Here is a 26256-nt window from a genome sequence, read left to right on the forward strand (position 1 = left end):
CTGGCGGAACTTTCTGGTCAACCCGGCAGGTTGCGCTTGTTCGCCTTGCGCTTGGCGGGGCGCAGTTCGTCGGCGATGGTCATGCCGATGATCGAGAGCGGCAGGGCCAGCATGGCGCCGGCGGCGCCCCACATCCAGGTCCAGAAGATGATGGCGGTGAAGATGATGAAGGCGTTGACCTCCAGCCGCTTGCCCATCACCGCCGGCATGACGAGGTTTTCCATGGCGAGGTGCACCAGGAAGAAGGCCAGCGCCGGCATCAGGCCCATCATCAACGTCTCGTGCGTCAGCACGCCGGCTGTGGCGAGCGCGATGGTCATCAGCGTCACGCCGAGGAAGGGCACGAAGGAGGACAGGAACGCGAAAAGCCCCCACAGCGCCGGCATGGCGAGCCCGCCGCCCCAGGTGATCAGCGCGGTGACCACGCCGAGTGCGCCATAGACGAGGGCGGCGGTCGCGAAATAATAGCCGAGCGCGCTGTCGATGGCGTTCATGATGCGAATGGTGGTGAGCCGCTGGCCGCGGCGCGGGAAGGCCATGATGATCATCTGCCGAAGCTTCAGGCGTGCCGAGAGGAAGAGCACGAGGGCGGCAAAGAAGATCATGCCCTGCAGGAGGGCGGGGGTGAGGCTTGAGGACAGGATGCCGAGAATGCTGCCGGTGTTCTCCAGCACCTTCTCCATCGTCATTCCGCCGCTCTGAAAGGTTTCGTGGCTGATGTTCAGCCAGCCAAGGCGGGAAAACAGCGGCGTGATGCGGTCATAAGCGCCGCGCACGAGATCCGGCGCATTGGCGGCGAGCTGGGTGATCGGGTCGGCGAGTAGACCCACCAGGAAGAACAGGCCAAGCCCGAACAGGCCGGCCAGCAGCAGCGCGGTCGGCAGCGGCGGGATGCCGAACTCGTTCAACTTTTCCGCGGCGACGCCGAAGATGAGACCAGTCACCACGGCGAGACACAGCGGAATGAGGATCGGCGCCATCAGATAGACGACGGCCATCGCCATGATCGCGAAGATGCCGATCGCCGCCCAGGCGGCGGCAATGTCGAGGCCGTAACGGCGCGGGGCGTCTTCCCGAAGGTTCTTTTCGAGATCGATGCTGCCCCGCAAGAGCCGCCGTTCAGCCGGTTTTCCTAGAATTTCGTGCATGGTGCGTTCCCCGATCCGCGCCTGAAACGCCCGGGCAAGGTGGAAGTTCCATAAGAGGTCGCTTGAAACCGCTGGTGGGTTGTCATGTGTCGTGAAATGGCCATATTGCCCGCCGACCCCGAATTGAAGCGTCGCAAATGACGAGACCAAGAGGAGGCAGACAGGTGAAACGGCAGGCAATCGGGCTTCAAATCGCCCTTTGCACCCTGGTTCTTGCGCCGATGGCGGCATCGCCGGCTTTGGCGATCGATGCCCGGCTGCGCAGCCAGCTCGAAAAGCTGACGCCGGAAGAGCGGCTGGAACAGCGCTGCGACATGGAGGCGATGGACCAGATCGGCGACGGGAAGGGCGGCTTTCGCCCGGACAAGGTGATCGCTTACGCGTTCGGCGACCCGAAGCTCGACGGCACCACCATCAAGACGCGCGGCGCGGTGTTCCGCAGCAAGGGCGAGTGGTATCGGCTGTCCTACAAATGCGAGGCGAGCGCCGACCGGCTGGAGGTCCACGCCTTCAAGTACAAGGTCGGCGACGTGGTGCCGCACGAGGACTGGGCGGCGCATTATCTCTACGACTGAGGGTCGGCCTGCGCGAAATGCGCCATCTGGCCGTCATGGGCGCGCTTGAAGGCAGGGCGCGCGCAGATCCGCTCGACATAGGATTTCAGCGCGGGGAAATCGCCGGCCGCCTTGACCTTCGGCACGCGAAGCACGTCGGCCATCAGCAGATCGGCGACGGTAAACCGTCCGGCGGCGAGCCATTCGCGCTCCGCCAGCACCGCCTCCAGATGTGTCAGGCGCTGGAGCACCCAGCCTTCGAGCGGGTTTTCCGCGCCCTTGGAAAGGCCGATGAACCACCAGGGCACCGTCACCATCTCGATGGAATTGAGCGCCGCAATCGTCCATTCCAGCGTTTCCGCCTCGCCCTTGCGGTCGCGGGGCATCAGTGTTTCGCTTTTCCGGGCGAGATAGAGAAGACAGGCGCCGCTTTCGAAGACATTGATATCGCCGTCCTCCAGGAACGGCACCTGGCCGAACGGCTGGCGGGCAAAATGCTCCGCGCCGCGGTGGTGGAACGAGACGGAGCGGACGTCATAGTCGAGGCCCGCTTCTTCGCAGGCCCAGCGCAGCCGGAGGTCGCGAACAAAACCGCGCGGACCGGATTTGCCGCCCGGCACCCAGTCATATGTCCAGATCGTCAATGGCTCGGTCATGCTGCCTCTCCCTTAGCTGTGCCCAAAATCGACGAAAACGGCGTTTAAAGCAAAACACCGTTTTCACCGATCTGGTTCCGGAAAGGCAAGGCTATGCTGTCGTTCAGGCCGAGAGCTTGAGGCCGATGCCCCAGGGATCGACGAGAGAAACCGTGTCGCCGGAGCGCGTGGTGGCGATCGCCAGTTCGTCGAGCTTCTTCAGGGCACCGCCCAGTTTCGCCGGATCGTTGAAGCGGATCGTGTAGTCGGCAAGGCCGGTCATGCCCGCCTGGCGCTTCGGCTGGCCGCTCGAATTCCAGACATTTGCCGCGACATGATGGTGATACTTGCCGGTGGCGAAGAAGCTCGCGCCCGGATAGGTCGTCATGATGTCGAGGCCCAGCACGTCGTGGAAGAAGGCGTTCGCTTCGGGGATGTTCGAGACCTGGAGGTGGATATGGCCGATCACCGTGCCGTTTTCCTGGCCCGTCCAGCCATCCTTCGGCGCCTCGTCGTAGAGCGCCTGCAAGTCGAGCCGGTGCGTCGCCATCTTCACCGTGCCATCGGCAATGTAGGTCCATTCGGCGCGATCACGGTCGCGGTAGATCTCGATGCCGTTGCCTTCGGGATCGTCGAGATAGATCGCCTCGCTGACGAGGTGGTCCGAGGCGCCGGTGAGCGGCACGTTGTTTTGCGCAGCATGCGCCAGCCAGCGGCCGAGCTCCTTGCGGTTCGGCACGAGGAAGGCGGTGTGGAAGAGGCCCGGCGCATTGCGCGGCGCGCGCGCGGCATTGCTGCCCGTCGTCAGCGTCAGGAGCGGCCGGCCGGCGACGCCGAGCGTTTCGCCCGAGGCGGATGTTTCGAGAACCGTCAGGCCCATCGCCTGCTGGTAGAAGGCCGACACCATCGGCAGGTCGATGACCGTCAGGTGCGAATGGTCGACGAAGGCCGGCATGGCGACGGCGTGGTTCGGCTGGGTGGTGGTGTCGGTCATGGTGGCGGTCTCCGCGCGAATGGGGCCGGCCTTGCTTGCGGCGATGCCCGCGGCGGCAGCGCCGAGGAATGTCCGTCTGTCGAGGTCCGTCATGGTCTGTTTCCCGTTTCGGTTTCCCCTGGAAACCGTTCTGTTGGAGCGGACTATGACGGAAGGACTGCGTTCACGAAAGCCGGCGGTTCGGCAATTTACTGTCAACGTGGCGTTGACGATGCCGTTCGGGAATTTGATTCCGATCAATGCCGTTTCCCCGGCGCGATGCCAATTTCGGCACCGGTTGAAACCAACGGAGACCGGTATCGTGATGGACCTGGCGCAGTACAAGGACATTCTTCTCACCCGCAAGCGCGAGCTCCAGGGCCGGCTCGACAGGATCGAGAAGGACCTCGACACGCTGAAGAGCGGCGACAGCGCCGACCGTGCCATCGAACGCGAGAACGACGAGGTGCTGGAGGAATTCGGCACGAACGGCCTCAGGGAAATCGGCGCGATCGATGCAGCGCTCGACCGCTTTGCCGCCGGCACGTTCGGCACCTGCGCCAAATGCGGCGCGCCGATTTCGCCCGCGCGCTTGGCGGCGGTGCCGCATGCGGCGCTGTGCGAGGCCTGCATCGCCGAGCGGTGAAAAGGGCCTCCCCGTCACGCGGCAAAGTCACGCGGCAAATTTTTGTGATCCGCAGGCGCTTGCCCGTCCGTGCCAAACCCGCCACCATGGCGGAGGATGAATGCAGGACCAGCCGCAGTGGAAATCAAGGGCGTCAAGTGGAACTATGACCGGTACGAGGTGATCGCCGACGGCATCGTGCATGGTGTCGGCGTGGTCTTCGCGCTGATCGGCGTGACAGCCCTGATCTTCTATGCGACGGTCTGGGCCTCCAGCGGGCAACTTGCGGCGGCCTGGGTCTACGGCGTCGGCCTCGTGCTCGCGCTCGCCACGTCCTTCGCCTACAATCTCTGGCCCGTCTCGAAGGTGAAGTGGCACCTGCGCCGCTTCGACCATTCGGCGATCTTCGTGCTGATCGCCGCCACCTATACGCCCTTCCTCCAGCGTGGCATCGACGAACCGTTTCTCGCCGGCATGCTCGTCTTCATGTGGGTCATGGCGGTGGCGGGCGTGGTGCTGAAATTCTTCTTTCCCGGCCGCTACGACCGGCTGGCGATCCTCATCTATCTCGGCATGGGCTGGAGCGGCGTCTTCGCCGCCGGTCCGCTCACGACGCACCTCTCGGCCGCCACGCTGATCCTGATCGTCGTCGGCGGCGTGCTCTATTCGGCCGGCGTCGTCTTCCACGTCTGGGAAAAGCTGCGCTTCCAGAACGCCATCTGGCACGGCTTCGTCGTGGCCGCCGCCGCCGTGCACTATTCGGCCGTCGTCACCAGCGTCGTCTCCGGCATCTGATCACTGCGCCGCAGGGGCCGTCCCTTGCGCATTCGTGCAGCCTTCCGCCGGATGCAGCGATTTCACCAGTCGCCCGACGAGCGGCGAAATCTCCGCCTTCATCGACTGCGGATAGTCCAGCACGAAGGTGGCGACCGCGTCGTCGCAGAGCGCAATGACCCGGTGGTAAAGGATGGAATCGACGAGCGTGCCGGATAGGCTTGCCCAGCCCGCCGTCTGCCGGTCGTAGCTGAGATCCCAGCCTTCCTGCTGGTAGGTGGTGCGCCGGTCGGCGACCTCCTCCTCGAACGGGCCGGCCGTCAGGTAATGCGCCCAGACGCGCAGCTCCGCATCGCCATTCTTGTAGGTCCGCCCATCGCCATTGTCGGCCTCCTGGACGAGCGTGAAGCCCGGCGGGATTTCGACCGCAAAGCCGTAGCGCGCATTGACATAGGGCTCCCATTCCGCGGCAAGGGCGGAGGCGGGCAGGAGCAGAAGGAAGAGAAAGAGGAAGCGTTGCACGTTCGATTACTCGCTGTGGACGTGATAAGCATAACGGACAAAGGCGGGCGTTTCATCGCCGAGCCGGCAATCAGGCTGGACAGGTTTCCCGCTCCTCCTGTAAGCCATGCAGGCAAAGCCGGGGGGACTATGGACATTACGATACGCGACGCCGCGGAGGCTGACCTCCCCGGCATTCTGGATATCTACAACGATGCCGTCGCCAACACCACGGCGATCTGGAACGAGGCCGAGGTCGACCTCGCCAATCGCAAGGCGTGGTTTGCCGCGCGGCGCGAGCAGGGCTTCCCGATCCTCGTCGCCGTGCGCGGCCGGCAGGTCGTCGGCTACGCCTCCTACGGCGACTGGCGTGCCTTCGACGGCTTCCGCCACACGGTCGAACATTCCGTCTATGTGCGCGGCGACGCACGCGGCACGGGCACCGGAAAACGCCTGATGAAGGCGCTGGTCGACCGGGCGAGCTTCAACGGCATCCATGTCATGGTGGGCTGTATCGAGGCGGAGAACGCCGCCTCGATCAAACTGCACGAAAAGCTCGGTTTCCGCACCGTCGGGCGCTTCAGCGAGGTCGGCATCAAGTTCGGCCGCTGGCTGGACCTGACCTGTATGGAACTGAAAGTCCCCAAGCGTTAATTAATCGGGATCAAAGCTGAGCGCGACCCCGTTCATGCAATAGCGCAGGCCCGTCGGCGGCGGACCGTCCGGGAAGACGTGGCCGAGATGGGCGTCGCAATCCGTGCAGCGGATTTCCGTGCGCGTCATGCCATAGGAATGGTCCGAATGGTCGGCGACCGCGCCGGGCTCGATCGGCTGGTAGAAACTCGGCCAGCCGGTGCCGGAGTTGTATTTCGTTTCCGACCGGTAGAGCGCCCTGTTGCAACAGATGCAGCGATAGGTGCCCTTCTTCGACAGATCGAAATCGGGGCTGGAAAAGGCCCGCTCCGTGCCGTGTTCGCGCGTGATGCGGAACTGTTCCGGCGTCAGGATCTGCCGCCACTCTTCCTTCGTCTTGTTGACCTTCAATGTCGTCGTGTCGCTCATGGCGTCCTCCTGTTGCCCCATAGATAGGACGCGAATTGCGGCAAGACAATTGGGGACGCCACTTGAATCAGATCGACTTTCCTCCTATCCTCCTTCTCAAAAGGAATGGAGGAAAGTATGCCTTTGAATATCAAGGACGAGGAGGCGCATGCACTCGCCCGCAAGCTCGCCGAAGCGACGGGTGAAAGCCTGACGCAGGCGGTCAAGACCTCCCTTGAGGAACGGTTGGCGCGTGTGCGCCATCTCAACGTGCCGCGGCTCGCCGACCAGCTCGACCGCATCGCGCTCGACTGCGCAAGCCTGCCGTTGCTCGACCCGCGCACGCCGGACGAAATCCTAGGCTACGATGAAAGCGGCCTGCCGCGATGATCGTTCTGGATACCTCGGCGCTGGTCGCCATCCTGAACGACGAACCGGAGCGGCGGGCCTTCAACGAGGCGATCGAGCGCGCATCCGCCCGCATCATGAGCGCCGCAACGCTGCTCGAAGCCAAAATGGTGCTGTTCGCCCGCTATGGCGCCAGCGGTGCCAATGCACTCGACGCCTTCCTGCTGCGCGCCGGCGTGCGCATCGAGCCGGTCACGGCGCAACAGGCTGAGCTTGCCTTCGATGCGTTTCGGCGCTTCGGTCGCGGCACCGGCCATGCCGCGCACCTGAACTATGGTGATTGCTTTTCCTATGCGTTGGCGCGTGAAAACGCCGCGCCCTTGCTGTTCAAGGGTGGTGATTTCGCCCATACCGACGTAGAAACGGCGCTGTGACATATTTTGACAACGACGGGCGAAGCCCGCGCAGGAAGGACGGGGGATGACACCAGACACGATGGGCCTGACCTTCCTTGCCTTCTGTCTGCCGTTTCTCGGCGCGCTCGTCGCGCCGGCCCTGACAAGGGTGCTCGGCCACAATGCCGCCTGGCCGCTGGCGCTCATCCCGCTCGCCATATTCTTCCATTTCCTAGGCTTCAATGTGGAGGTCGCGCGCGGAGAGGTGGTGACCGGCGGTTATGCCTGGGTGCCGGCCTACAATGTCAGCTTCTCCTGGCTGATCGACGGCCTGTCGCTCGCCTTCCTGCTGTTGATCTCCGGCATCGGCACGCTGATCGTGCTCTATTCCGGCGGTTATCTGAAGGGCCATAGACACCAGGGCCGGTTCTTCTCCTTCATCTTGATGTTCATGGGCTCGATGCTCGGCCTCGTCGCCTCCGACAGCTTTCTGATGCTCTTCATCTTCTGGGAGCTGACCTCGATCACCTCCTTCCTGCTGATCGGCTTCGATCATGCGCGCGAGGCCTCGCGCCGTGCCGCCTTGCAGGCGCTGATCGTGACGGGCGGCGGCGGGCTGTTCTTGCTGGCGGGGCTGCTGCTCATCTGGAACGTCACGGATGTGACGCAGCTCTCGCTGCTGATGTCCTTCGGCGCGGAGGTGCGGGCGAGCCCGTTCTACCTGTCGATCCTGTTCCTCATTCTCGGCGGCGCCTTCACCAAGTCGGCGCAGTTCCCGTTCCATTTCTGGCTGCCGAACGCCATGGAGGCGCCGACCCCGGTCTCCGCCTACCTGCATTCCGCCACCATGGTGAAGGCCGGCGTCTATCTCCTGATGCGGCTCAATCCCGTCATGGGCGATACCGCCGCCTGGGAGACGATCCTGCCGGCTTTCGGCGGGCTCACCCTGCTGGTCGGCGCCGTGCTCGCCATCCGCCAGACAGACCTCAAGCTGATGCTCGCCTATACGACGGTCGCCTCGCTCGGCCTGCTGGTCATGCTGACGGGTTTCGGCTCTGAGCATGCGGTGGCCGCTGCCGCGCTCTATCTGGTGGCGCATTCGCTGTTCAAGGGCGCTCTCTTCATGGTCGCCGGCCTGGTCGACCACGAGACCGGCACGCGCGACATCACCAAGCTCGGCGGTCTGCGGCGCGCCATGCCCGTCACCTTCCTTGCGGCCGTGCTGGCAGCGCTCTCGATGGGCGGCCTGCCGCCGTTCTTCGGCTTCCTCGCCAAGGAAGAAGTCTATGCCGCGCTCGCCGGCGGTAATATCCGGGCGATCGCCTACACGGCCGCCGCCATCATCGGCAACGGCCTGATGTTCGCCATTGCCTTCGCGGTGGCGCTGAAACCCTTCCTCGGGCCGCCCGTCGAGACGCCGAAACATGCCCATGAGGGACCGGTGCTGCTATGGATCGGCCCGATGCTGCTGGCGGTCAAAGGGCTGGTCATCGGCCTCTTCTCGGCCACCGCCCATGTGTTGCTGACCTCGCCGCTTGCCTCCGCCATTGCCGGCAAGCCGGAGACGATCACCATTTCCGCCATGCCGCATTTCGGCGTGGCCTTCGTGCTGTCGCTCGTCACTATCGCGGTCGGTACTCTGGTCTTCCTCTCGTTGGACAAGGTGCGAACGGCGGTGGACGGCCTCATCGAGGATATCGGCTGGGGGCCGGACAAAGGCTTCGACCAGGCGATGCGCGGCCTCGTGCGCCTGTCGTCCGCCGTCAGCCGCCTGACCCAGCCGGGGCTCATGGAAATCTACATGACGGCGACCTTTGTCGTCATTGCGCTGGCGCTGCTGGTGCCGCCATTCGTCTATGGCGAATGGCCGCGCCTGCCGGTCTGGCCGGCCAATTTGCCCTTCCATGAACTGGCCGTCATGGTGCTCGCGGTCGTCGGCATCGGCGCGGTGCTGGCGGCGGAAAACCGCCTGACGGCCATCGTCGCGCTCGGCATCCAGGGCTTTTGCGTCGCCGTGCTCTTCCTGCTCTTCGGCGCGCCGGACCTCGCCTTCACCCAGTTCATGATCGAGACTCTGTCGGTCGTCATCCTCGCGCTGGTCATGACCCGGTTGAAGCTGACGCCGCGCGACCACCGGCCGCTGCGCGAAAAAATCCCGGATGCCGTGATCGCCATCGCCTGCGGCCTCGGCTTCTCGCTCTATCTTTTGAAGGTCACGCAGGGTCGTTTCGACACCGCGCTCACCGATTTCTTCAACCTCTATTCCAAGACGATTGCGCACGGTGCCAATGTGGTGAACGTCATCATCGTCGATTTCCGCGGCACGGATACGCTGGGCGAGATTGCGGTTGTGATGGTGACGGGGCTGGCGATCCTTTCGATCGTGCGCATTCGCAAAGGGAGGGCATGATGTTGGGAGAGTGTGGCCACCCCCCTCTGGCCTGCTGGCCATCTCCCCCTCAGGGGGGGAGATCGGCAAGCGGAACGGACATTGCTCCTATCCAAACGCTTGTGCTTGGCGGGACGGCGCTCCATCGATCTCCCCCCTTGAGGGGGAGATGGCCGGCAGGCCAGAGGGGGGTATACAGCCCTTCGGCGCCCACTGCGGAGCGATGCCCATGAACACCCTCATCTTCCGCACCGTCGCCCCCTTCCTCACCGCTCTCATGGTGCTCTTCTCGCTCTTCGTGCTGCTGCGCGGTCATAACGAGCCGGGCGGCGGCTTCATCGGCGGGCTGATCGCGGTGTCGGCCTTCGCGATCTACGGCATCGCCAACGGTGTCGCGGCGGTGCGCCAGGCGCTGTGGTTCCACCCGATGGCGATTGCGGCCTTCGGGCTGTTCATTGCCTGTATCGCCGGCCTGCTGTCCTTCGTCTTCGCCGTGCCCTTCATGACCGGGCTGTGGGTCTATCCGACGATCCTCGGCGTCGAGATCCCGTTGTCCAGCGTCATGCTGTTCGATGCCGGTGTTTACCTCGTCGTGGTCGGCTCAATCACCTCGATCGCACTGGCGCTTGAAGCGGAGGATGATGTCTGATGGAGCTCCTGTTCGTCATCCTGATCGGCCTGTTCTTCGCCGCCGCCGTTTACCTGATGCTGTCGAAATTCCTGGTGCGCGTGCTGCTCGGCGTCGTGCTGCTCGGCAATGCCGTCAACCTCTCGCTCTTCACCAATGGCCGTATCCTGCGCGACGTGCCGCCGATCATTCCGGCTGGCCACGACGTGCCGGCGACGCTCACCGCCAATCCGCTGCCGCAGGCGCTCATCCTGACGGCGATCGTCATTTCCTTCTCCTTCTTCGCCTTCCTGCTGGTGCTCGTCTACCGCGCCTATCAGGATCTCGGCACGGACAACGCCAACGAGATGCGTGTCGCCGAGCCGGAAAATGATCCCCTCCCGCCTGCCGGCTACTGACAGGAACCGCCCCGCCAATGGCCGTAAGCCCCGCCGATCTCTCCGCAGCCTTCGTCATGACCCCGGTCGCGCCCGCCGACTGGCTGGTCGTGCTGCCGCCCGCCTGGTGCATCCTGGCCGGCGCCGTGCTCCTGATGCTGCGCAAATCCGTCCGCCTGCAGGCGATGATCGCCATTCCGGCACTCGCCATTCTGGTCCTTGTCGATGCGCTGCTGCTGGTGCATGTCTCGCAGAACGGTCCCGTCACCATGGTGATGGGCCGCTGGCTGCCGCCCTTCGGCATCGCGTTCACCGCAGATCTGACGGGCGTGCTCTTCGCGTTGGCTGGTGCCGTCGTGGCGCTGGCCGGCAGCGTGCACGCGCTCTCCGATATCGACGGCACGGGCCGGCGCTATGGCTTCTACCCGTTCCTGCTCCTGCTGATGGCGGGCGTCTCCGGCGCGTTCCTGACGGGCGACATCTTCAATCTCTATGTCTGGTTCGAGGTGCTGCTGATCTCGTCCTTCGGCCTCATCGTGCTCGGCTCGGAAGCCCGCCAGATCGACGGCGCGATCAAATACGCCTTCCTCAATCTCGTCGCGACGACGCTCTTCCTCATCGCCACCGGCTATCTCTACGGCATCTTCGGCACGCTCAACATGGCGGATATCGCCGTGAAAGCCGCCGCCGGCCGCGCCGACCTGCCGCTGATGACGCTTGCCACCCTTTATCTCGTCGCCTTCGGCATGAAAGCCGCCGCCTTCCCGGTGAATTTCTGGCTGCCGGCCTCCTACCACACGCCGCGCGTCGTGGTGTCGGCGCTGTTTGCCGGCCTTTTGACCAAGGTCGGCATTTATGCGCTGCTGCGCACGCTGATCATGCTGTTTCCGATCGAGCGCGAGGAGCTGAGCGTTGTCATCGCGCTTGCCGGTGTCGCGACCATGCTTGTCGGCGCGCTCGGCGCCCTCGGCCAGAGCGATATCCGCCGGCTGCTCGGTTATGTCGTCATTTCCGGCATCGGCGTCATGCTGGTGGGGCTTTCGCTCGGCAGCCCCGGCGGCGTCGGCGGCGCGATCTTCTATGCGCTGCATTCCATGGTGGTGATGACGGCGCTCTACATGGTGGCGGGCCTTGCCGGGCGCCTTGCCGGCACGTTCGATCTCAACCGGCTCGGCGGGCTGCACACCCGCTCTGCGCTGTTTTCCACGCTGTCGCTGGTACTGTTCTTCGCCGTCTCCGGCCTGCCGCCGTTTTCAGGGTTCTGGCCGAAGGTCATGGTGGCGAAGGCGGCCATGGATATTGGTGCCTGGTGGCTGGTGGCCGCGGTCTTCCTCACCGGCTTCCTCACCACCATCGCGCTCGGCCGCGTCTTCGCGCTCGCCTATTGGCGCCCGGCGGGCGAGGCGCTGCCGGACGCGGCCATCCCGGCCAGCGCGCTGCTGCCGCTCGTGGCGCTCACGGCGCTGACGGTCGGATTCGGCCTGTTCCCGAACGCGCTGCTCGCGACCATCCAGCACGCCGCGCAGGGCCTTGCCGATCCGCGCGCCTATATCGGTTCCGTCTTTCCGGGGGTGAACTAGATGCGGCCCGCTGTCATTATTGCCGTGTTCACCGCCTTCTGGCTCGCCGTTTCCGGCAGTTTCACGATCCCGAACCTGTTGCTCGGCATCGCCGCCAGCGCGCTCTCGCTGGTGCTCATACGCGGCCGCGCCCGCTCCGAAGGCCGGCGTCTCCGGCCCTTGAAAGTCCTGTCGCTGCTGGTGCTGTTCATCAAGGAACTGGCGTTGTCCGCCTGGAAGGTCGCCATCTTGGTGGCCAGCCCGAAGATGGCGCTGAAGCCCGGCATCTTCGCCTTTCCGCTGACGGTGGACCGGGATTTCGAGATCACGCTGCTCGCCAACCTCATCACGCTGACGCCGGGCACGCTGTCCGTCGATGTTTCAGAGGACCGGCGCGTGCTCTATGTACATGCGCTCGACTGCTCCGATCCGGTCGGCACGCGGCGCGATATTGCCAACGGCTTCGAGAAGAAGATCATGGAGGCCTTCCGCTGATGGGCACCGAGACCGTCATCTCCATCGCATCCACTATCGCGCTGTTTCTGATGTGCGCCGCCTTCTTCCTGACCGCCTGGCGCATCATCAAGGGGCCGACGCTGCCGGACCGGATCATCGCGCTCGACATGCTGGTGGCGATCGCCATCGGCTTCATCGCCGTCATCGCCATCCGTACCGGCTTCAACCTTTATATCGACATCGCCATCGCGCTAGGCCTCGTCGGTTTTCTCGCCACCGTCGCCTTCGCGCGCTTCATCCTGAGTCAGGGCATGCAGCCGGGCGAGGCGGGCTCACCGGATGGCGAGGTTTCGCGCAAGGGCTTGCGGCACGCCAAGCCCGGCAAGGCGAGGAGGGCGCGCTGATGCTGGATCTCGTTCTCGCCCTCATCGTCGCCGTCATGCTGGTCGCCGGCGGTATCTTCACCTTCCTGGCGGCCCTCGGCCTCGTGCGCCTGCCGGATGTCTACACGCGCATGCACGCCGCCTCGAAGGCGGGCACCGTCGGCTCGGGGCTCATGCTGCTCGCGGCCGGCATGCATTCGCTCGATGTGGCGATCTTCACGCGGGCGCTGGCGGGCTTCGTGTTCTTCGTGCTGACGGCGCCGGTCGCCGCCCATCTCGTCGCCAAGGCAGCGCATGGCGCAGGCTATCGCCTGACGCGCCACACGGTGATCGATGAAATGCGCGACGCACGCGAGCGGGCGGGAAAGAAGCGTTGACAAACGGTTGAAAGGACGACCCTTAAAATTTGTAGTATCTGCTAATTTTCTTGGGGATGATTTCTATATTAAAAGCTCTCGTTTTATTTCTGCAAAATAATACTGGACATTGAATTGAAGAATGATATCTCAGACCAAGTAAAGTATTCGGGTTGATTTAGCTTGCGCATGGTTTTCCTGTCTAGGTTGAGTTCGTGCGGTATTCATGCCGATTCGGTATATGCGCCGGCAAGAGCTTCTGCGTGATGGATGGCCGCCGTAGTAGAAAGTTATATTGACGGAAATGTCCCGTTTTCGGCGGGGTGAGCATTATTCTGCCATATGATCGCCCGACAAGCACGCTTTGCCGCAAATTTGATGTCCAGGCCGATGGATAGGGCCATCGACCTTCGTTTTGTCCGACAGGAGAAAGAAATGACCGAAACAACCCTTGGCGCCGGCTCCAATCTGCTCGTGGAACTGACTGCCGATATCGTCGCCGCCTATGTCGGCAACCATGTCGTGCCGGTTTCCGAGCTGCCGGGCCTGATCGCCGACGTGCATGCTGCGCTCAACAACACGACGCAGCCGGTTGCCGCCGTCGAAGCGCCTGTGGTCGCCGAAAAGCCGAAGCCGCCGGTGCCGGTGCGCAAGTCCGTGCAGAACGACTACATCATCTGCCTGGAAGACGGCCAGAAGTTCAAGTCGCTGAAGCGCCACCTGATGACCCACTACGGCATGACCCCGGAAGAATACCGCGAAAAGTGGGACCTGCCGGCCGATTACCCGATGGTCGCCCCGGCCTATGCCGAAGCGCGCTCGCGCCTCGCCAAGGAAATGGGCCTCGGCCAGCGCCGCAAGGGCAAATAAGCACCGCATTGTCGATGAGATTGCAAAGCCGGAGCCGCGAGGCCCCGGCTTTTTGCGTATTGGAGCCTCGTCGCCCCATCGCGGAGGAATAAATCCCTAGATCGGGGATGTATGTCGCAAATTTATTAAGAAATTCAATGCGTGGTTGTGGCTGAAGGCTTCATTCATCCCCGCCTGTCCTCTAGGGTGTATGAATAAATTCCTATAAACAGGAGTGGCCAGTCATGCACCAGTTCATCGTTCCCCAGCGGCGCCCGTCTCCCGAGACGCAATCCTTCCCCGGTCCGGCACCGGAAAACAAGAGTACAGGCGCTGGTCAGGGGGTGCCGCGCGCCCGAAAGGCCCTGCGTGAGCCGACGGTTCCCGCCGTGCCGCCCGGTATCGCCTGCCGGATCGTGCGCCAACTGGTGCTGGAGATGACCGCCGTTGCCAGCGACCGGCCGCTCTGGCGCCGCGACAGCCGGCGCTCCACCTGCCATGTGCGCCAGATCGCCATGTATGTCTGCCACGTCGTGCTCAGCCTCTCGCTCTCCGATATCGGCGCCGCCTATGGCCGCGACCGCACGACGGTCGGCCATGCCTGCAACGTGGTGGAGGATCGCCGCGACGACATGGCCTTCGACGCCTTCGTCTCGGCGATCGAACGCGTCGTGCTTTCGGTCTTCGGTCCGGCGGGGATCGGCAGCCATGAGTGAGGGGGCACGGAAGGTTGCCGATGATCTCGCGAGGCTCCTCCGCTTCGTGCTGGCGGCGGGTGACGTGGCCGTCGCCGACGGCGACGTGCTGGTGGCCGGCGACGGGCGCAGGCAGCCGCTGTCGCCGACCGTGCTGGCGCAAGCGCTGCGGCTCGGCCTCGTCAGCCGTACCGGCGACAAGCTTACGGCGATGCCAGAGGCGCGCGCCCACTTGAAACGTCGGCTCTGCGATGCGGAGACGCCCTTTGCCGGCCAGCACCGCGACATGGAGGCGGTGGTGGTGATGCGCGACGGGGCGCGGGAGAAGGCCTTTGCCAACCGGCTCGAATCGCCGCTCGCGTCTCTCGCACGGCTGAAGGAGAAGACCGGCGATGCCTACCTGCCGGAAAATGCCATCGCCGCCGGCGAGCGGCTGCACGCCGATTTCACCCGCGGCGGCCTCCAGCCGCGTTTGACCATGTCCTGGGAGCCCCGCGTCGCCAGCCGCCAGAAGGGCGAGGCGGGCGCCGGGCGCGAACTGACCGACACGGCGCTCGCCGCCCGCCTGCGCGTCGCCCGCGCCATCGAGGCGATCGGTCCGGAGCTTTCCGGCGTGGCGCTGGATGTCTGCTGCTTCATGAAGGGGCTGGAGATGGTGGAGCGCGAACGGCAATGGCCGGCCCGCTCGGCCAAGCTGATGCTGCGGGCTTCGCTGATGGCGCTTGCGCGGCATTATGCGCCTGCGGCACCCGCTGCGCGGCGGGCGCATATGTGGGGGGCGGAGGGGTATCGGCCGGAGATTTCGGGGTGAGGGTATCTATTGGGGAATGAGACGTTCCAGCAATTCAATCTCCCCCTTGTGGGGGAGATCAGTGGGAGTTTGCCGCGCCGTTTCGAAGATGACGGCCGTTAAGCCGCCACCCGCACCGCCGCCTCTTCGCGGATGCGCTTCACCATCGAGCGCAGCCCATTCGCCCGCTGCGACGACAGGTGCTCCACCAGCCCGATCTCGTTGAACGTATCGATCGCATCCAGCGCCGCGATCTCCGAGGCGTGTTTGCCGGAATAGATGGCGAGCACGATGGCGACGAGGCCGCGCACGATATGGGCGTCCGAATCGCCCTCGAAGGTCATCACCGGATCGGCGCCGTCGTCCGTATGGCTGACGAGCCAGACCTGGCTGGCGCAGCCCTGCACCTTGTTGACGGCCGTGCGCTTCTCCTCCGCAAGGTCCGGCAGCGCCTTGCCGAGTTCGATGACATAGCGGTAGCGGTCCTCCCATTCCTCAAGGTAGGCGAAGTCGTCGATGATCTGTTGAAGCGTGGCCATGTCGGTTCCGTTCGCGGCTTTGGCTTTCATATAGGGGAGGTGGCTGCTAATTTGAACCGGAATCGATCCGCACAAAAAGAAACGCCGCATGGAACGGGTCCATACGGCGGTTGCAGGGGCAACGAGTCAGGCAGGCAGAAACGTAAAAGGCGCGTCAGCTCTTGTGGTCGGGGCGGCGCGTCGGGATGGCGATGGTGCCGGTGATCACCTCGTCGTCGGCGTCGATGGCGGCGACATCCGGCAGCGGCTGGTCGAGTGCTTCCTTGGCGACCGGATCGGCCTTGGCGGTCGCGGTGCCCTCTTCGGCAAACTGGGTATCGAGGAACTGGTAGGCGATGCGGGCGCCTTCGCGGGCCCGGTGGCCGAGGGCGACGAAGGTTTCAGCACCCTTCTCGCAGACGTCCGGCTTTTCCAGGCACATGGCGGTGACATAGTGCAGCGCCTCGCTTGCGGCATTGAAGGTATCGCCGATCTCGACGCTCGGACCCTTCTCCAGCTTCGCGGAGGATTCCGCGTCGATGAAGGGGAGCAGGACGAGAACCATGGAGAACCAGAACGTTCCCTTGATCAGAAACCACATCGCTTGCCATCCTTGTTATAGGGCCTCGGCTCTTTGCGGCCTTCGGCTTTCGTGTTGGTCCTTGGCGAACCGTTGATGCGAGAATAGGGGCCGGAAGGAAATTCCCCTTTTCAGGAATCACTCAGGTTTTGCCCAGATTTAAGTAAAATGCGACCTATCGGCAGCTTTACCGGCATTTGAGGCAGATTTTAGCGATTGCCGTTAAGGATGATGGCGGAGAGTACTGGCGGTGCGCCCCGGAATGCCGGGAAGGGGCGTTCCGCGATCTTGCCCCAGAGGTTAATACGAACAGAAAAATGCCGCAAAATGAGGCGCTTACGCCCCGTTAACCACGCCGGACGAATGGCCGGTGGATTGCCCCGAAATGGGACTTTTCGGGCTTTTCGGACCCTTTCAGGCCCCTGTCGTTTATTCTTTCCTTAAGTCGCCGATGCGATTTTGGGCTCACACAAAAGAACATAAACGGCAGGGTTTTGCATTGCGCCAATTGATCACCATCGCTGACAGAATGGCCGCCCGCCTGGGCGCCGTTGCGGGCGTTGCTGGCGTGCATGCCGCCGATGAACGCCCGTCCGCTTCCCTGCGCGCGACGACGCTCGCCCTTCTGGCCGCCGTCCCCGGCCTGCCGCTCGCCTTTTCCGCCGTCATGCCCGCCTCCACGGCGCTGCCGGCCGGCGTGGCGCTGGTGGGTGCCGGCGCGCTGCTTGCCGCCGCCGCGACCTCCGCCTGGCCGGTGAAGCCGATCCAGCCGAAGGTAACGCAGATTGACGACGCGCCTGTTACAGAGCCGGCGCCGACCTCTCCTTATGATCTCTTCGCCGGCCTCGTGACGCTGCACGATGCGCGCGGTTTCGTCACCGCCGTGCATGGCCGCGACCGCGCCGACATGCTGGCCTGGATGCGCGACCCGATGGGCCGCGGCTATCTCGACCAGATCCACGTTTCCGACCGCCTCGGCTTCATCGCCGCCATCGACCGACTTCGCCAGGGCGGCGTGCGCGAGACGGTGGACGTGCGCATCGACCGCCCGCGCATGCAGGCGGATGCCGAACAGTTCACGCATATGCGCGTGGAAATGACGGCGCTGTGCGGCGCGGATGGCGCGCTTGCCGCCGTCGTCGCCCAGTCGCGCGATGTGTCCGACGAGGCCGTGCTGCGCACCGAAAGCGCGCGCAAGACGGCGCAGGCCGAATCGGCGAACGATGCCAAGACCCGCTTCCTGGCGGCTGTCAGCCATGAGCTGCGCACGCCGCTCAACGCCATCCTCGGCTTCTCCGACATCCTGACCGGCGAATATTTCGGCAAGCTGGAAAACGACCGCCAGCGCGAATATGTGGCGCTGATCCACCAGTCGGGTTCGCACCTGCTGTCGGTGGTCAACACCATGCTGGACGTCTCGAAGATCGAGGCCGGCCGCTACGAGCTGCTGACGGAACCTTTCATCGTCGCCGATAGCGTCAAGGCGTGTGAGCAGATGCTCGGCCTCCAGGCGCGCGAAAAGGGCATCAAGCTGACGAGCCGCGTGCCGCGCGCCATCGGCGAGGCGGTGGCCGACCAGCGGGCGATCCAGCAGATCCTCATCAACCTTGTCGGCAATGCGATCAAGTTCACCGATCGCGGCGGCGTCGTCACCATCGATGCGGCGCGCGAGGGCAAGGACCTGCTCTTGACCGTCAGCGATACCGGCATCGGCATTCCGGCCGACAAGCTCGCGCTGATCGGCCAGCCCTTCATGCAGGTGCAGAACGAGTATACCCGCAAATACGAGGGCACCGGCCTCGGCCTTTCGCTGGTCAAGGGTCTGGTCGCACTGCATGGCGGCAGCTTTATCATCCAGAGCCGGCCGGGCGAGGGCACGGTCATCACCATCCGCGTGCCGGCGGACGGCTCCGGCGTGGCGCGCGAAGGCGACCCGCGGCCGACCACGGCATCCACCGTCGATTTCCCGCCGCGCCTTGCGGCTGCCATTGAGACCGTTTACGAGCCGTCGCTGGATGGCAAGGACACGAACGATGAACGCGCACGTCAGAAGACAGCCTGAGCGGCGGCCGCAAGGCCAGGCCCGCAAGGGCCGATCCGGCACCCGCGCCGAGCCGCAGCGCAGGCCCAATATCGTCATCACCGGGCTCGCAGCACTCGGCGGCCTTGCCGCGCGCCATCCCAGCACCGTGGGCGGCACCTGCGCCTTCCTCGTGGTCTTCTCCTTCGTGGCGGCCAATGCGCTGTGGTATCAGCCGGGTGGCCATCCGGCACCTTTCCTGAAGATGCGCTCCGCCGACAATTCGCTGGGCTTCACCGCCACCAAGCCGGAACCACACGACGTGACGACCTTCGTCATCGAGCGCGAGGGCGAAGAGCAGGACCTGCCGGAGGTCACCGACGTGACGCCCGCCGAGCGGCCGTTCGACGAGGTGGCGAAGGTCATCGAGAACAAGCCCGTGCGCACGCAGGCCGAGGAAGAGGTCGACCCGGTCGCCGCCGCGATCATGGAGGCGGAAGCCGATCCGGGCGTCACCTCCGCGGTGGCAAAGCCGGTGCCGAGCGAACTGGTGATGAAGATCCAGAAGGGTCTCAGCAACATCGCCTATACGGATATCGCCGTGGACGGGCTGATCGGCGAGAAGACGCGCACGGCCATCCGCCACTTCGAGAAGCATTACCGACTGCCAGTGACCGGCGAGCCTAACGAGCAGGTGCTCGCCAAGCTGAAAGACATCGGCGCGCTCTGAGCTTTCTTGTTTTTCGCAATGCGGGAATGCGACCAAAGTCGTACGCCTACGACAGGCTTTCCCGTAAAGCATCTATTAACCATGTCTGCCGGATGATCCTTCGATAATCTGGAGGATCGTCGAGCCATGTCCAACGCTGCCCTGCGTGAGACTGCGCATAACCTGGAAGAGGACATGCCGGAGCCGCAGGCGGATGCCAAAGTGCTGCGGCGCGTCGTGGGGGCGCTCGCCGCCGAGGCGTCGGACCTCGGCCTGCACCTCGTCGATATTGCCGGCTCCATTCAGGACACGGCTACGCAATCGCGCGAGCACGCGACGCTCTTCACGCGGCTGACACAATCGGCAACGGCGATCGCCAGCGCCAATGGCGGCATCGCCCGCGCGCTGGGCGAGACGGACCAGTTGGCCGCCAGCGCCCGAAAGGTGCTGGGCGAGCAGGCGGTGCAGCTTGACGGCTCGATTGCCGCCATCGACCATATGGTGACGGCCTCCAACGAGATCGGCACGGAGATTTCCGCCTTTGCCGTGGCGCTCGCCGATGTCGGGCGGCTGGCGGATGCGATCGGCACGATTGCGCGGCAGACCAACCTTTTGGCGCTCAATGCGGCCATCGAGGCGGCGCGGGCGGGCGATGCCGGCAAGGGTTTTGCCGTGGTGGCGGCGGAGGTGCGGGCGCTGTCGCTCGAAACATCGAATACGACCGCCTCCATCCAGAAGACATTGCAGGAACTGCGCGCGCGCATCGACCGGCTGGAAGCGGCCGGCGAGGGCGCGCGTGTTTCCGCCGAGGGCGTCAAGGCGACGGCCTCCGACGTGCAGGGCTCGTTTGCCGGCGTGGAAGAGGTGATGTCGAAGATCCTCGACAGCGCCTCCTCGCTTGCGGCGACGACCGGCGCGGTGGACAAGGAATGCAGTGAGTTCGCCCGGTCGATCGGCGCGGCGTCGGCGGAGATCATCCGCTCGAACGCCGTACTGCAGGGCGCCTCCGGCAAGGTCGGCGAGGTGGTGACGATCTCCGAGCGCATCATCCAGGCGACGGCGAGTGCCGGCATCGAGACGCCGGACAGTCCCTATATCAACCTCGTGCAGACGCTTGCCGACGAGGTCTCCGCACGCTTTTCCGCGGCCGTGCTGAGCGGCGAGATCGGCATGGAGGCGCTGTTCGACCGGCAGTACAGGCCGATTGCCGGCAGCGACCCGGTGCAGATGATGACGCGCTTTACCGATTTCACCGATCGCGTGCTGCCGGCCATCCAGGAACCCGCGGTGGCGACGGACGAGCGCATCGCCTTCTGCGCGGCGATCGACGACCAGGGCTACCTGCCGACGCACAACCGAAAATTCTCCGAGCCGCAGCGCCCGGGCGATCCCGCCTGGAACACCGCCAACTGCCGAAACCGCCGCATCTTCAACGACCGCGTCGGCCTCGCCGCCGGCCGCAACAAGGAACCTTTCCTCGTCCAGACCTACCGCCGCGACATGGGCGGCGGACAATTCGTGCTGATGAAGGACATTTCCGCGCCCATCACGGTCAATGGGCGGCACTGGGGCGGGTTGCGGTTGGCGATCCGGGTTTAGATCTCGCGATTGCCCCGCGGCTTCGCGCCGTGTAAGCCGCCACCATGCGTCTTCGCTCCGACATCTTCGTTTCCGCCCTGATGCGCCGCGTCTTTGCCCGTGGTGATTTTGCGGCTGTCGAGGTGAAGGGGGCGGAGGAGGCGGGCGCTGTGTTCGTGCGGCAGATGTTTCGCGACGGGCGGGAAAGCCTGCATGCGCCGGCGCCGCAGAGTTTCTTCGAGGCGGACGAGACGGGAATGCGGCTGTTCGAGACGCGGCTGGCGGGGGTCGAGGCGCAGGTCGTGGCCAAGGCGATTGCGCGGGAGCGGCGTTTCGATGGCGATCTTTGGGTGATTTCGATCGAGACGGACACGCTTGGCGACCTGATCGATTTTGCGGCGGCCGTGCCGAAGGATGACGGGTTCTTCCGGCGTTAACCCTGTGGCCATGGGACGCGCGCAATTGCCCTGTTTTAAACGGATTTTTCGCCGAAGAGGCGCTAGGACGAGACCACGTCAATGATGGACGCCTGATTGCCATGAGCAAATACGACATTCTGGTCGACATGACGTCGGCGCTCACCGCCCGCGAGGCCAACAGCCAGTGGATCGTTGCGCCCGGCGTTTCGATTTCCACGACTGCCACGGCAGTCGATGCCGGCGGGGCCTTTGCCGGGCGCACGCTGGTGGTCGATGGCACGGTGAATTCTTCTGCGGGCAATGCGGTGGTGTTTGGTGCGGCCGCGCTTGGCGCCAATGCCGGCACCGTGGCGATCAAGGCGGATGGGGTGATCTCGGCGGCACTCGTCGGGCTGAGTGCGGCCGGCGGCGGGTTCGTGTTTTCCAACCAGGGCACGCTTTCGGGCGGCACGGCGGCGGGCGTTTTCAGCGGGGCGGGGCTCAACCTCACCAATCGCGGCTCGGTGCTGTCGTCCGGTGGCACGGGTATCAAGGCGACCGGCAGCGATGCGCTCGTCACCAACCATGGCACGGTGAAGAGTGCGGGCGATGCGGTGACCGTGTCGGGCACCAAGGCGATCATCACCAATTACGGTTTCATCCAGTCGACGGCGGATGACGGGATCAGGAGCATTAGCGCGACGGCGATCGTCACCAACAGCGGCACCATCGATGCCAGGCTCGACGCGGTGACCGTGACGGGCGCCGGCGGGGTCGTGACCAACAACGGCAAGATCGTCTCGCGCGCCGACGAGGGCGTGGTGATCACCGGTTCGGGCGCTGTGATGGCGAACAACGGTACGATCTCGGCCGTCAAGGATGGCGTGCGGCTCGATGGCGCGAAGGTCAATTTCGCCAATCACAAAGCGATCACTTCGACCTCGGGCGACGCCATCGATGTCGGCGGCGCCTATGCGCAGGTGATGAACAACGGCACGCTGAAGGGTGCCTCGGGCATCCATATCGATGGTGCCGGTGCGACGCTGACGAACAATGGCTCGGTGACGGCGACCACCGGGATTGCGGTCGCACTTCTCGGCAAGGGCACGAACAGTTTCGGCAACAACGGCACGCTGAAGGCGGGCGACCTGGCGCTGAAGGGCGGTAACGGCGTCGAGGTCGTCATCAACAACGGCACGATCCGCGGCGATGTCGATCTCGGCGCGGGCAACGACACGTTTGATACGCGTGGCGGCAAGGTTTTTGGCACGGTTGCGGGCGGCAAGGGCAACGACACCTATCTCGTAGCCGATGCCAAGCTGAAGCTCGTCGAGAAGGTGGGCGGCGGCACGGACACGGTGCAGTCCACCGTGAGCTATACGCTGGGCGCCAATCTCGAAAAGCTCATCCTGCTCGGCACGGCGGGCATCAGCGGCACGGGCAACGCTCTATCGAACGTCATCATCGGCAACAGCGGCGGCAACACGCTCTCCGGCGGGGCCGGCAACGATATTCTCGACGGCGGCAAGGGCAATGACGCGCTGACCGGCGGGTCCGGGGCGGATGTCTTCATCTTCTCCAAGGGCCGCGACACGGTGACGGATTTCAAGCCGGGCACCGACCGCGTCGATCTCTCGCATGTCGCCGCCATCACCGGCTTTTCCGACCTGATGAAGAGCCATGCCGTGCAGAGCGGCGACGACGTTACGATCCGCGCGGGCAGTGACGTGCTGGTGCTGAAACATGTCGATCTGTCGGATCTCCACAAGGGCGATTTCCTGTTCTGAGATCCTGTTCCCGCGGGAACATCGCGCGCGGCTCCATCATGGGAAAAGGGAGACACACAGGCAGCGGCCTGTGCCGAACCCCCTCAGGAGGAACGCCCCATGTTTATCGTGCTGCCTGCCCTTGCACTGCTGATTTCGGGAATGTTCGTCGCGACCACGCTGGCCGCCCTCTCCGCCGAGCGCAACGAAAGTGCTGCGGTCCGCGTGCCGGCCAAGCGCCGGGTATTTTAATCTATTGATCAGCCGGCGGCGCGCTGCCGACCGGTTTCGGAGGACCTGTCATGGTGATCCTGCCCGTTCGACTGCGCGTCGTCAACGTTGGCCGCCTTCGGCACGCCATCGCCATTCGTATAGCTGTCCGCCCGCTGCCAGCTCTCGACCCTGAGGGTCGCCTCGGCCGGATCTAGCGCCCAGAGCATCAGTTCGGCGCTGCCGCTCGCCAGGTGCGGGTAAATGCATGTGAGCACGAAAACGGTATCCGCGCTGGGCATGTCCAGCGCCACCAGCGTTTCGGCAAGCTGCCGCCCGGAGACATCGAGAAGGATGCGCTCGGAGAGCCACTGGCTGGAGCCGAGCGCGTCGGCGAGCGTCACGGCCAGCATGCCGACTTCGCCGGCGCGGGCAAAACGCACGAGAAGCGCCTGGTGCACCTCGCTTGCCGGCTCAAGCCTGGCGGGCGCCTCGACCGCGGGCGTCGCGGCGCGCACGAGGGCGCGCAACTCTTCCCGGATCCGCTCTTCCCGGCCCAGCCTTGCGGCCTCTTCCAGCGAAGCCTCGCGGTCTTCGCCGGTACGGCGGCTGGCATGGTCCTGGTGGCTTCCGACCAGCGCCTCGATCATGACGGGCGAAAGATTGTCGCGCCGGCCGATGGCGCGGGCATGTTCCGGGCCCGTCGCGCGCAGGATGCGCATCAGCGTGACGTCGGGAATGGCTTTTGCGCCCATGAGGAAGATCGCTGCCACGCCGATCGGCTGCGACGCGATGAAGAGGGCGGTCTCGTCGGGGATCTGCGGGCAGCGCGAAAGGGCGGCGACGGCCTGGCGGCGCGCCTCCTCCGTGGAAGCATTATAGAGCGGCTCGAACAGCTCGCCGAACTGGTGCAGATCGGAGCGCGACGGAAAACGCAGGCTCTCGAAGCTGGAAACCGTGGCCATCAGAACGATGTCCTTCGGCCGCCCTGCCTGCGGTCTCTCCAGTTCGCGAAACCTGTCCGCCACAAAACACCTGCTAAAGTCCCCGGAACGGCAGCCCCTTGCCGTCTCCACAATCGTTCATGAAAAGTAGAGGAAAAGCGTTAGCAACGCGTTAACCTTGCTCGCGCGGAAACCGCAATGTTTACAAGAGACTGCCGTCTGGGTTGCCGTTGGTGCCGCGGCGTTTGCGTGCCGGATCGGGACGCGCCCTTCTGGTCGGGCCGGCGGCGTGCTATCGCTCGGCCATGACCACCTCCACGCCAATCGTCGCCGGTCGATCCTGCGGAACCTGCACGCTCTGTTGCCGCCTGCCGGAGATCGATGAATTCGACAAGCCGGCGGATGCCTGGTGCAAACATTGCGTCGCGGGGCAAGGCTGTTCGATCTATGCCGCGCGACCCTCGGTCTGCCGGGATTTTCTCTGTCTGTGGATGACGAGGGAGGATCTCGGCGCGGAGTGGGAGCCGGCGCGCTCCCACCTGATGATCTACGGGCAGGGGCCGCAGATCACGGTGCTCGCCGATCCCGACCAGCCGGACCTTTGGCGGCGCGAGCCCTATCATGGGCAATTGAAGGCGTGGGCGGGGGAAATGGCGCCGGCGGGCGGCTATGTCATCGTGTTCTGGCGCGATGAAGTGCACAAGATCTGACGGCGAGATTCCATTCGATATCGGGCATGGACATGGTATCGTCCGCACCTCGGCGACGAGGGGCTGGCGCTATGAAGATCTGGCAATGCGCGATGTTTTCGACCCTGTTCGCATGGTCCCCGCAGCCGTGCCTGGCCGAGGCGTGGGAACTGGCCCAGGTCGATACGGCGCCGGTCGACACTCTGCACAAGAACCGCACGCCCGGAGGCAGCCCGCCGACCGGCAGCGCTTTGCCCGAAGCCGGCGCGAAAACGGTCGACGCGGCCGACATGCCACGCACGGTCGACGAGATGCTGTTGCGGCTTTTGGCGATGAACATCACCTATAGCGTGCCGGAAAGCCAGCTACGGGAATGGCTGGCGAACGCGGAATACACGCCCTATCCGGCGGTCGCGGCGGGGCTGGTCAGCCTATTGCAGGGGCGGCGGCTGAAAAACCCGCTCGACCTGGATGTCATTGTTTATGATTATGAAAGTTCGCCGGGCGCGCAGTCCCCGCGCAGGAACGAGGATGTCGATCAGGCCATCCTGACCGCCGCCGTTCTCAAGGGCTACAACGCCCGCCACGCCACCTCGGCGACCGCGCTTTCCGAGATCATCGAATAAGCAGGTCCGCCCGGCCGTTTCTCTTCACAGGTGCAGCCGGTTTTTTACGACGGGACCGGCCGATTTGGGAACAGGGGTCACGCTGTTCCATGCGGAACAGCACGATGCAGGGCGATGGCATAGGATTAACAGCATGTTAACCCGATAGTCGCTAGTTTTAGGGACATGGATCGGCTCGTCTATTGCGATGGACGTGTTATGATTCGATCATGTGAACGGTGGATACCCCGAAGGTGCCACCGTTCCGCGAGGGAAAGGTGCGATGGTCCGGATACCGGGCGGTCACCAGACAAATTCCCGTGAATGGGAAACTTCTGGACCCGTATCGCCGTTTTCTTCCCGTAAGCGACAGGGACGACATCGACTCATGTCGCAGCCGGGGTGACGGAACCGGATGCACCGGCCCGTAAAACGGGCAGGGTGAGAATGTAGAAGTGCTTCATCCGTCTCGGTTCTTCTTTTTGGAGGCGAGAATGGCAGACGTAGTACGATTGAAGGAATGGCTCGCGCGAACACCAAGACGCGACACCATTCGCCGCGAGGCTCCGGCCCAGATACTGCTTTTTACCGGCGTGCGTTATGAGCGCCTGACACCGGCCATGCTCGCTGCGCGCAGCAAGGCGGGCAAACACGGCGCCCCTGACACGGCCCGCCGGCCCTAAACCTTTCCCGTCGCCGCTGGAGCGGCGACTGGCGTGCGCGTGCGGCCGCAGCGCATTGTCTATCGCGGGTAAACCGCGTC

At 64.4% G+C, this 26256-nt stretch carries 33 protein-coding genes; 25 read left to right on the forward strand and 8 right to left on the reverse strand.

Annotation, left to right across the window (positions count from 1 at the left end):
- Positions 1–17: 17 nt before the first annotated feature.
- A complete protein-coding gene (locus GB927_RS29540; protein WP_256120807.1) occupies positions 18–1148 on the reverse strand; it encodes an AI-2E family transporter in 1131 nt (376 codons plus the stop codon).
- 221 nt (positions 1149–1369) lie between these two features.
- Here GB927_RS29540 and GB927_RS29545 point away from each other — a divergent pair, with 221 nt between their 5' ends.
- On the forward strand, positions 1370–1723 hold the full coding sequence (locus GB927_RS29545) for a DUF930 domain-containing protein (protein ID WP_256120910.1): 354 nt from the start codon (positions 1370–1372) through the stop codon (positions 1721–1723).
- Here the strand turns inward: GB927_RS29545 and GB927_RS29550 are convergent.
- Together GB927_RS29550 and GB927_RS29555 are read right to left on the reverse strand one after the other, a co-directional pair.
- Positions 1714–2358 carry a glutathione S-transferase family protein gene (locus GB927_RS29550; RefSeq protein WP_256120808.1) on the reverse strand — a complete coding sequence of 215 codons (645 nt, stop codon included), beginning with the start codon at positions 2356–2358 and terminating at the stop codon, positions 1714–1716. The two genes, GB927_RS29545 and GB927_RS29550, sit on opposite strands and share 10 nt — an antisense overlap.
- Positions 2359–2461: 103 nt before the next feature.
- On the reverse strand, positions 2462–3331 hold the full coding sequence (locus GB927_RS29555; RefSeq protein WP_256120911.1) for a VOC family protein: 870 nt from the start codon (positions 3329–3331) through the stop codon (positions 2462–2464).
- A gap of 304 nt (positions 3332–3635) precedes the next feature.
- Between GB927_RS29555 and GB927_RS29560 the strand changes: the two genes are divergently transcribed.
- Both GB927_RS29560 and trhA read left to right on the forward strand, forming a co-directional pair.
- Positions 3636–3956 carry a TraR/DksA family transcriptional regulator gene (locus GB927_RS29560; RefSeq protein ID WP_256120912.1) on the forward strand — a complete coding sequence of 107 codons (321 nt, stop codon included), beginning with the start codon at positions 3636–3638 and terminating at the stop codon, positions 3954–3956.
- Between the two features lie 96 nt (positions 3957–4052).
- Positions 4053–4730, forward strand: coding sequence for a PAQR family membrane homeostasis protein TrhA (gene trhA, locus GB927_RS29565; RefSeq protein ID WP_256120809.1), 678 nt, complete (start codon positions 4053–4055; stop codon positions 4728–4730).
- On the opposite strand, the gene GB927_RS29570 is transcribed toward trhA, so the two are convergent.
- Positions 4731–5231 (reverse strand): hypothetical protein, encoded by a 501-nt coding sequence (locus tag GB927_RS29570; protein WP_256120810.1) that lies wholly within the window; start codon positions 5229–5231, stop codon positions 4731–4733.
- Between the two features lie 129 nt (positions 5232–5360).
- On the opposite strand from GB927_RS29570, the gene GB927_RS29575 reads away from it, so the two are divergent.
- On the forward strand, positions 5361–5864 hold the full coding sequence (locus GB927_RS29575) for a GNAT family N-acetyltransferase (protein WP_256120811.1): 504 nt from the start codon (positions 5361–5363) through the stop codon (positions 5862–5864).
- Here GB927_RS29575 and msrB read toward each other — a convergent pair whose 3' ends face one another.
- A complete protein-coding gene (msrB, locus tag GB927_RS29580; protein ID WP_256120812.1) occupies positions 5865–6272 on the reverse strand; it encodes a peptide-methionine (R)-S-oxide reductase MsrB in 408 nt (135 codons plus the stop codon).
- Positions 6273–6389: 117 nt separating this feature from the next.
- Here msrB and GB927_RS29585 point away from each other — a divergent pair, with 117 nt between their 5' ends.
- From GB927_RS29585 to GB927_RS29640, 12 genes are all read left to right on the forward strand, one after another.
- Positions 6390–6641: a type II toxin-antitoxin system VapB family antitoxin gene (locus tag GB927_RS29585; RefSeq protein WP_256120813.1), complete on the forward strand. Its 252-nt coding sequence runs from the start codon at positions 6390–6392 to the stop codon at positions 6639–6641.
- Entirely contained in the window at positions 6638–7033 is a 396-nt protein-coding gene (locus GB927_RS29590) for a type II toxin-antitoxin system VapC family toxin (protein WP_305112881.1), read from the forward strand. Before GB927_RS29585 ends, GB927_RS29590 begins: the two co-directional genes overlap by 4 nt.
- Positions 7034–7079: 46 nt before the next feature.
- Positions 7080–9404, forward strand: coding sequence for a putative monovalent cation/H+ antiporter subunit A (locus GB927_RS29595; protein ID WP_256120814.1), 2325 nt, complete (start codon positions 7080–7082; stop codon positions 9402–9404).
- A 208-nt stretch (positions 9405–9612) separates the two neighbouring features.
- Complete coding sequence (locus GB927_RS29600) at positions 9613–10032, forward strand: Na(+)/H(+) antiporter subunit B (protein WP_256120815.1); 420 nt, start codon at positions 9613–9615, stop codon at positions 10030–10032.
- On the forward strand, positions 10032–10409 hold the full coding sequence (locus tag GB927_RS29605) for a Na+/H+ antiporter subunit C (RefSeq protein ID WP_256120816.1): 378 nt from the start codon (positions 10032–10034) through the stop codon (positions 10407–10409). Before GB927_RS29600 ends, GB927_RS29605 begins: the two co-directional genes overlap by 1 nt.
- Positions 10410–10426: 17 nt before the next feature.
- A complete protein-coding gene (locus GB927_RS29610; protein WP_256120817.1) occupies positions 10427–11968 on the forward strand; it encodes a Na+/H+ antiporter subunit D in 1542 nt (513 codons plus the stop codon).
- The gene (locus GB927_RS29615; protein WP_256120818.1) at positions 11969–12442 is read left to right on the forward strand and encodes a Na+/H+ antiporter subunit E; all 474 of its coding nucleotides are present in this window, start codon (positions 11969–11971) and stop codon (positions 12440–12442) included.
- Positions 12442–12807 (forward strand): cation:proton antiporter, encoded by a 366-nt coding sequence (locus GB927_RS29620; protein WP_256120819.1) that lies wholly within the window; start codon positions 12442–12444, stop codon positions 12805–12807. The genes GB927_RS29615 and GB927_RS29620 overlap by 1 nt, the downstream gene beginning before the upstream one ends.
- On the forward strand, positions 12807–13163 hold the full coding sequence (mnhG, locus tag GB927_RS29625; protein ID WP_256120820.1) for a monovalent cation/H(+) antiporter subunit G: 357 nt from the start codon (positions 12807–12809) through the stop codon (positions 13161–13163). The genes GB927_RS29620 and mnhG overlap by 1 nt, the downstream gene beginning before the upstream one ends.
- Positions 13164–13577: 414 nt before the next feature.
- Positions 13578–14012 carry a Ros/MucR family transcriptional regulator gene (locus GB927_RS29630; RefSeq protein ID WP_256120821.1) on the forward strand — a complete coding sequence of 145 codons (435 nt, stop codon included), beginning with the start codon at positions 13578–13580 and terminating at the stop codon, positions 14010–14012.
- A 224-nt stretch (positions 14013–14236) separates the two neighbouring features.
- Positions 14237–14707, forward strand: a complete 471-nt coding sequence (locus tag GB927_RS29635) for a helix-turn-helix domain-containing protein (RefSeq protein WP_256120822.1) — start codon at positions 14237–14239, stop codon at positions 14705–14707.
- Positions 14700–15497 (forward strand): DUF6456 domain-containing protein, encoded by a 798-nt coding sequence (locus GB927_RS29640; RefSeq protein ID WP_256120823.1) that lies wholly within the window; start codon positions 14700–14702, stop codon positions 15495–15497. Before GB927_RS29635 ends, GB927_RS29640 begins: the two co-directional genes overlap by 8 nt.
- A 98-nt stretch (positions 15498–15595) precedes the next feature.
- Here GB927_RS29640 and GB927_RS29645 read toward each other — a convergent pair whose 3' ends face one another.
- Together GB927_RS29645 and GB927_RS29650 are read right to left on the reverse strand one after the other, a co-directional pair.
- Positions 15596–16015 (reverse strand): SufE family protein, encoded by a 420-nt coding sequence (locus GB927_RS29645; protein WP_256120824.1) that lies wholly within the window; start codon positions 16013–16015, stop codon positions 15596–15598.
- A gap of 154 nt (positions 16016–16169) precedes the next feature.
- Positions 16170–16595 (reverse strand): DUF5330 domain-containing protein, encoded by a 426-nt coding sequence (locus GB927_RS29650; RefSeq protein ID WP_256120825.1) that lies wholly within the window; start codon positions 16593–16595, stop codon positions 16170–16172.
- 508 nt (positions 16596–17103) lie between these two features.
- Between GB927_RS29650 and GB927_RS29655 the strand changes: the two genes are divergently transcribed.
- The 6 genes from GB927_RS29655 (at position 17104) to GB927_RS29680 (ending at position 23297) form a co-directional block, all read left to right on the forward strand.
- Positions 17104–18636, forward strand: coding sequence for a sensor histidine kinase (locus tag GB927_RS29655; protein ID WP_256120826.1), 1533 nt, complete (start codon positions 17104–17106; stop codon positions 18634–18636).
- On the forward strand, positions 18608–19324 hold the full coding sequence (locus GB927_RS29660) for a peptidoglycan-binding domain-containing protein (protein ID WP_256120827.1): 717 nt from the start codon (positions 18608–18610) through the stop codon (positions 19322–19324). The genes GB927_RS29655 and GB927_RS29660 overlap by 29 nt, the downstream gene beginning before the upstream one ends.
- Before the next feature lie 174 nt (positions 19325–19498).
- Entirely contained in the window at positions 19499–20902 is a 1404-nt protein-coding gene (locus tag GB927_RS29665) for a methyl-accepting chemotaxis protein (protein WP_305112913.1), read from the forward strand.
- 44 nt (positions 20903–20946) lie between these two features.
- Positions 20947–21318, forward strand: coding sequence for a DUF1491 family protein (locus GB927_RS29670; RefSeq protein ID WP_256120828.1), 372 nt, complete (start codon positions 20947–20949; stop codon positions 21316–21318).
- Positions 21319–21419: 101 nt separating this feature from the next.
- Entirely contained in the window at positions 21420–23066 is a 1647-nt protein-coding gene (locus GB927_RS29675) for a calcium-binding protein (protein WP_256120829.1), read from the forward strand.
- A gap of 99 nt (positions 23067–23165) precedes the next feature.
- Positions 23166–23297 carry a hypothetical protein gene (locus GB927_RS29680; RefSeq protein WP_256120830.1) on the forward strand — a complete coding sequence of 44 codons (132 nt, stop codon included), beginning with the start codon at positions 23166–23168 and terminating at the stop codon, positions 23295–23297.
- 8 nt (positions 23298–23305) lie between these two features.
- On the opposite strand, the gene GB927_RS29685 is transcribed toward GB927_RS29680, so the two are convergent.
- A complete protein-coding gene (locus tag GB927_RS29685; RefSeq protein ID WP_256120831.1) occupies positions 23306–24220 on the reverse strand; it encodes a hypothetical protein in 915 nt (304 codons plus the stop codon).
- Positions 24221–24432: 212 nt separating this feature from the next.
- Here GB927_RS29685 and GB927_RS29690 point away from each other — a divergent pair, with 212 nt between their 5' ends.
- The 3 genes from GB927_RS29690 (at position 24433) to GB927_RS29700 (ending at position 26176) form a co-directional block, all read left to right on the forward strand.
- Complete coding sequence (locus tag GB927_RS29690) at positions 24433–24909, forward strand: YkgJ family cysteine cluster protein (RefSeq protein WP_256120832.1); 477 nt, start codon at positions 24433–24435, stop codon at positions 24907–24909.
- Positions 24910–24980: 71 nt separating this feature from the next.
- Positions 24981–25514, forward strand: coding sequence for a hypothetical protein (locus GB927_RS29695; protein WP_256120833.1), 534 nt, complete (start codon positions 24981–24983; stop codon positions 25512–25514).
- A 473-nt stretch (positions 25515–25987) separates the two neighbouring features.
- Positions 25988–26176, forward strand: coding sequence for a hypothetical protein (locus GB927_RS29700; RefSeq protein ID WP_256120834.1), 189 nt, complete (start codon positions 25988–25990; stop codon positions 26174–26176).
- The last annotated feature ends 80 nt before the right edge of the window (positions 26177–26256 follow it).

Origin of the sequence: Shinella lacus (assembly GCF_010994755.1) — a bacterium.
GTDB lineage: Bacteria > Pseudomonadota > Alphaproteobacteria > Rhizobiales > Rhizobiaceae > Shinella > Shinella lacus.

Bases quoted from the DNA above. Each gene is read 5' to 3' on its own strand.
- GB927_RS29540 (WP_256120807.1), bottom strand. From the start codon at position 1,148: ATGCACGAAATTCTAGGAAAACCGGCTGAACGGCGGCTCTTGCGGGGC.
- GB927_RS29545 (WP_256120910.1), top strand. From the start codon at position 1,370: ATGGCGGCATCGCCGGCTTTGGCGATCGATGCCCGGCTGCGCAGCCAG.
- GB927_RS29550 (WP_256120808.1), bottom strand. From the start codon at position 2,358: ATGACCGAGCCATTGACGATCTGGACATATGACTGGGTGCCGGGCGGC.
- GB927_RS29555 (WP_256120911.1), bottom strand. From the start codon at position 3,331: ATGACCGACACCACCACCCAGCCGAACCACGCCGTCGCCATGCCGGCC.
- GB927_RS29560 (WP_256120912.1), top strand. From the start codon at position 3,636: ATGGACCTGGCGCAGTACAAGGACATTCTTCTCACCCGCAAGCGCGAG.
- trhA (WP_256120809.1), top strand. From the start codon at position 4,053: ATGAATGCAGGACCAGCCGCAGTGGAAATCAAGGGCGTCAAGTGGAAC.
- GB927_RS29575 (WP_256120811.1), top strand. From the start codon at position 5,361: ATGGACATTACGATACGCGACGCCGCGGAGGCTGACCTCCCCGGCATT.
- msrB (WP_256120812.1), bottom strand. From the start codon at position 6,272: ATGAGCGACACGACGACATTGAAGGTCAACAAGACGAAGGAAGAGTGG.
- GB927_RS29585 (WP_256120813.1), top strand. From the start codon at position 6,390: ATGCCTTTGAATATCAAGGACGAGGAGGCGCATGCACTCGCCCGCAAG.
- GB927_RS29590 (WP_305112881.1), top strand. From the start codon at position 6,638: ATGATCGTTCTGGATACCTCGGCGCTGGTCGCCATCCTGAACGACGAA.
- GB927_RS29595 (WP_256120814.1), top strand. From the start codon at position 7,080: ATGACACCAGACACGATGGGCCTGACCTTCCTTGCCTTCTGTCTGCCG.
- GB927_RS29600 (WP_256120815.1), top strand. From the start codon at position 9,613: ATGAACACCCTCATCTTCCGCACCGTCGCCCCCTTCCTCACCGCTCTC.
- GB927_RS29605 (WP_256120816.1), top strand. From the start codon at position 10,032: ATGGAGCTCCTGTTCGTCATCCTGATCGGCCTGTTCTTCGCCGCCGCC.
- GB927_RS29610 (WP_256120817.1), top strand. From the start codon at position 10,427: ATGGCCGTAAGCCCCGCCGATCTCTCCGCAGCCTTCGTCATGACCCCG.
- GB927_RS29615 (WP_256120818.1), top strand. From the start codon at position 11,969: ATGCGGCCCGCTGTCATTATTGCCGTGTTCACCGCCTTCTGGCTCGCC.
- GB927_RS29620 (WP_256120819.1), top strand. From the start codon at position 12,442: ATGGGCACCGAGACCGTCATCTCCATCGCATCCACTATCGCGCTGTTT.
- mnhG (WP_256120820.1), top strand. From the start codon at position 12,807: ATGCTGGATCTCGTTCTCGCCCTCATCGTCGCCGTCATGCTGGTCGCC.
- GB927_RS29630 (WP_256120821.1), top strand. From the start codon at position 13,578: ATGACCGAAACAACCCTTGGCGCCGGCTCCAATCTGCTCGTGGAACTG.
- GB927_RS29635 (WP_256120822.1), top strand. From the start codon at position 14,237: ATGCACCAGTTCATCGTTCCCCAGCGGCGCCCGTCTCCCGAGACGCAA.
- GB927_RS29640 (WP_256120823.1), top strand. From the start codon at position 14,700: ATGAGTGAGGGGGCACGGAAGGTTGCCGATGATCTCGCGAGGCTCCTC.
- GB927_RS29645 (WP_256120824.1), bottom strand. From the start codon at position 16,015: ATGGCCACGCTTCAACAGATCATCGACGACTTCGCCTACCTTGAGGAA.
- GB927_RS29650 (WP_256120825.1), bottom strand. From the start codon at position 16,595: ATGTGGTTTCTGATCAAGGGAACGTTCTGGTTCTCCATGGTTCTCGTC.
- GB927_RS29655 (WP_256120826.1), top strand. From the start codon at position 17,104: ATGGCCGCCCGCCTGGGCGCCGTTGCGGGCGTTGCTGGCGTGCATGCC.
- GB927_RS29660 (WP_256120827.1), top strand. From the start codon at position 18,608: ATGAACGCGCACGTCAGAAGACAGCCTGAGCGGCGGCCGCAAGGCCAG.
- GB927_RS29665 (WP_305112913.1), top strand. From the start codon at position 19,499: ATGCCGGAGCCGCAGGCGGATGCCAAAGTGCTGCGGCGCGTCGTGGGG.
- GB927_RS29670 (WP_256120828.1), top strand. From the start codon at position 20,947: ATGCGTCTTCGCTCCGACATCTTCGTTTCCGCCCTGATGCGCCGCGTC.
- GB927_RS29675 (WP_256120829.1), top strand. From the start codon at position 21,420: ATGAGCAAATACGACATTCTGGTCGACATGACGTCGGCGCTCACCGCC.
- GB927_RS29680 (WP_256120830.1), top strand. From the start codon at position 23,166: ATGTTTATCGTGCTGCCTGCCCTTGCACTGCTGATTTCGGGAATGTTC.
- GB927_RS29685 (WP_256120831.1), bottom strand. From the start codon at position 24,220: ATGGCCACGGTTTCCAGCTTCGAGAGCCTGCGTTTTCCGTCGCGCTCC.
- GB927_RS29695 (WP_256120833.1), top strand. From the start codon at position 24,981: ATGAAGATCTGGCAATGCGCGATGTTTTCGACCCTGTTCGCATGGTCC.
- GB927_RS29700 (WP_256120834.1), top strand. From the start codon at position 25,988: ATGGCAGACGTAGTACGATTGAAGGAATGGCTCGCGCGAACACCAAGA.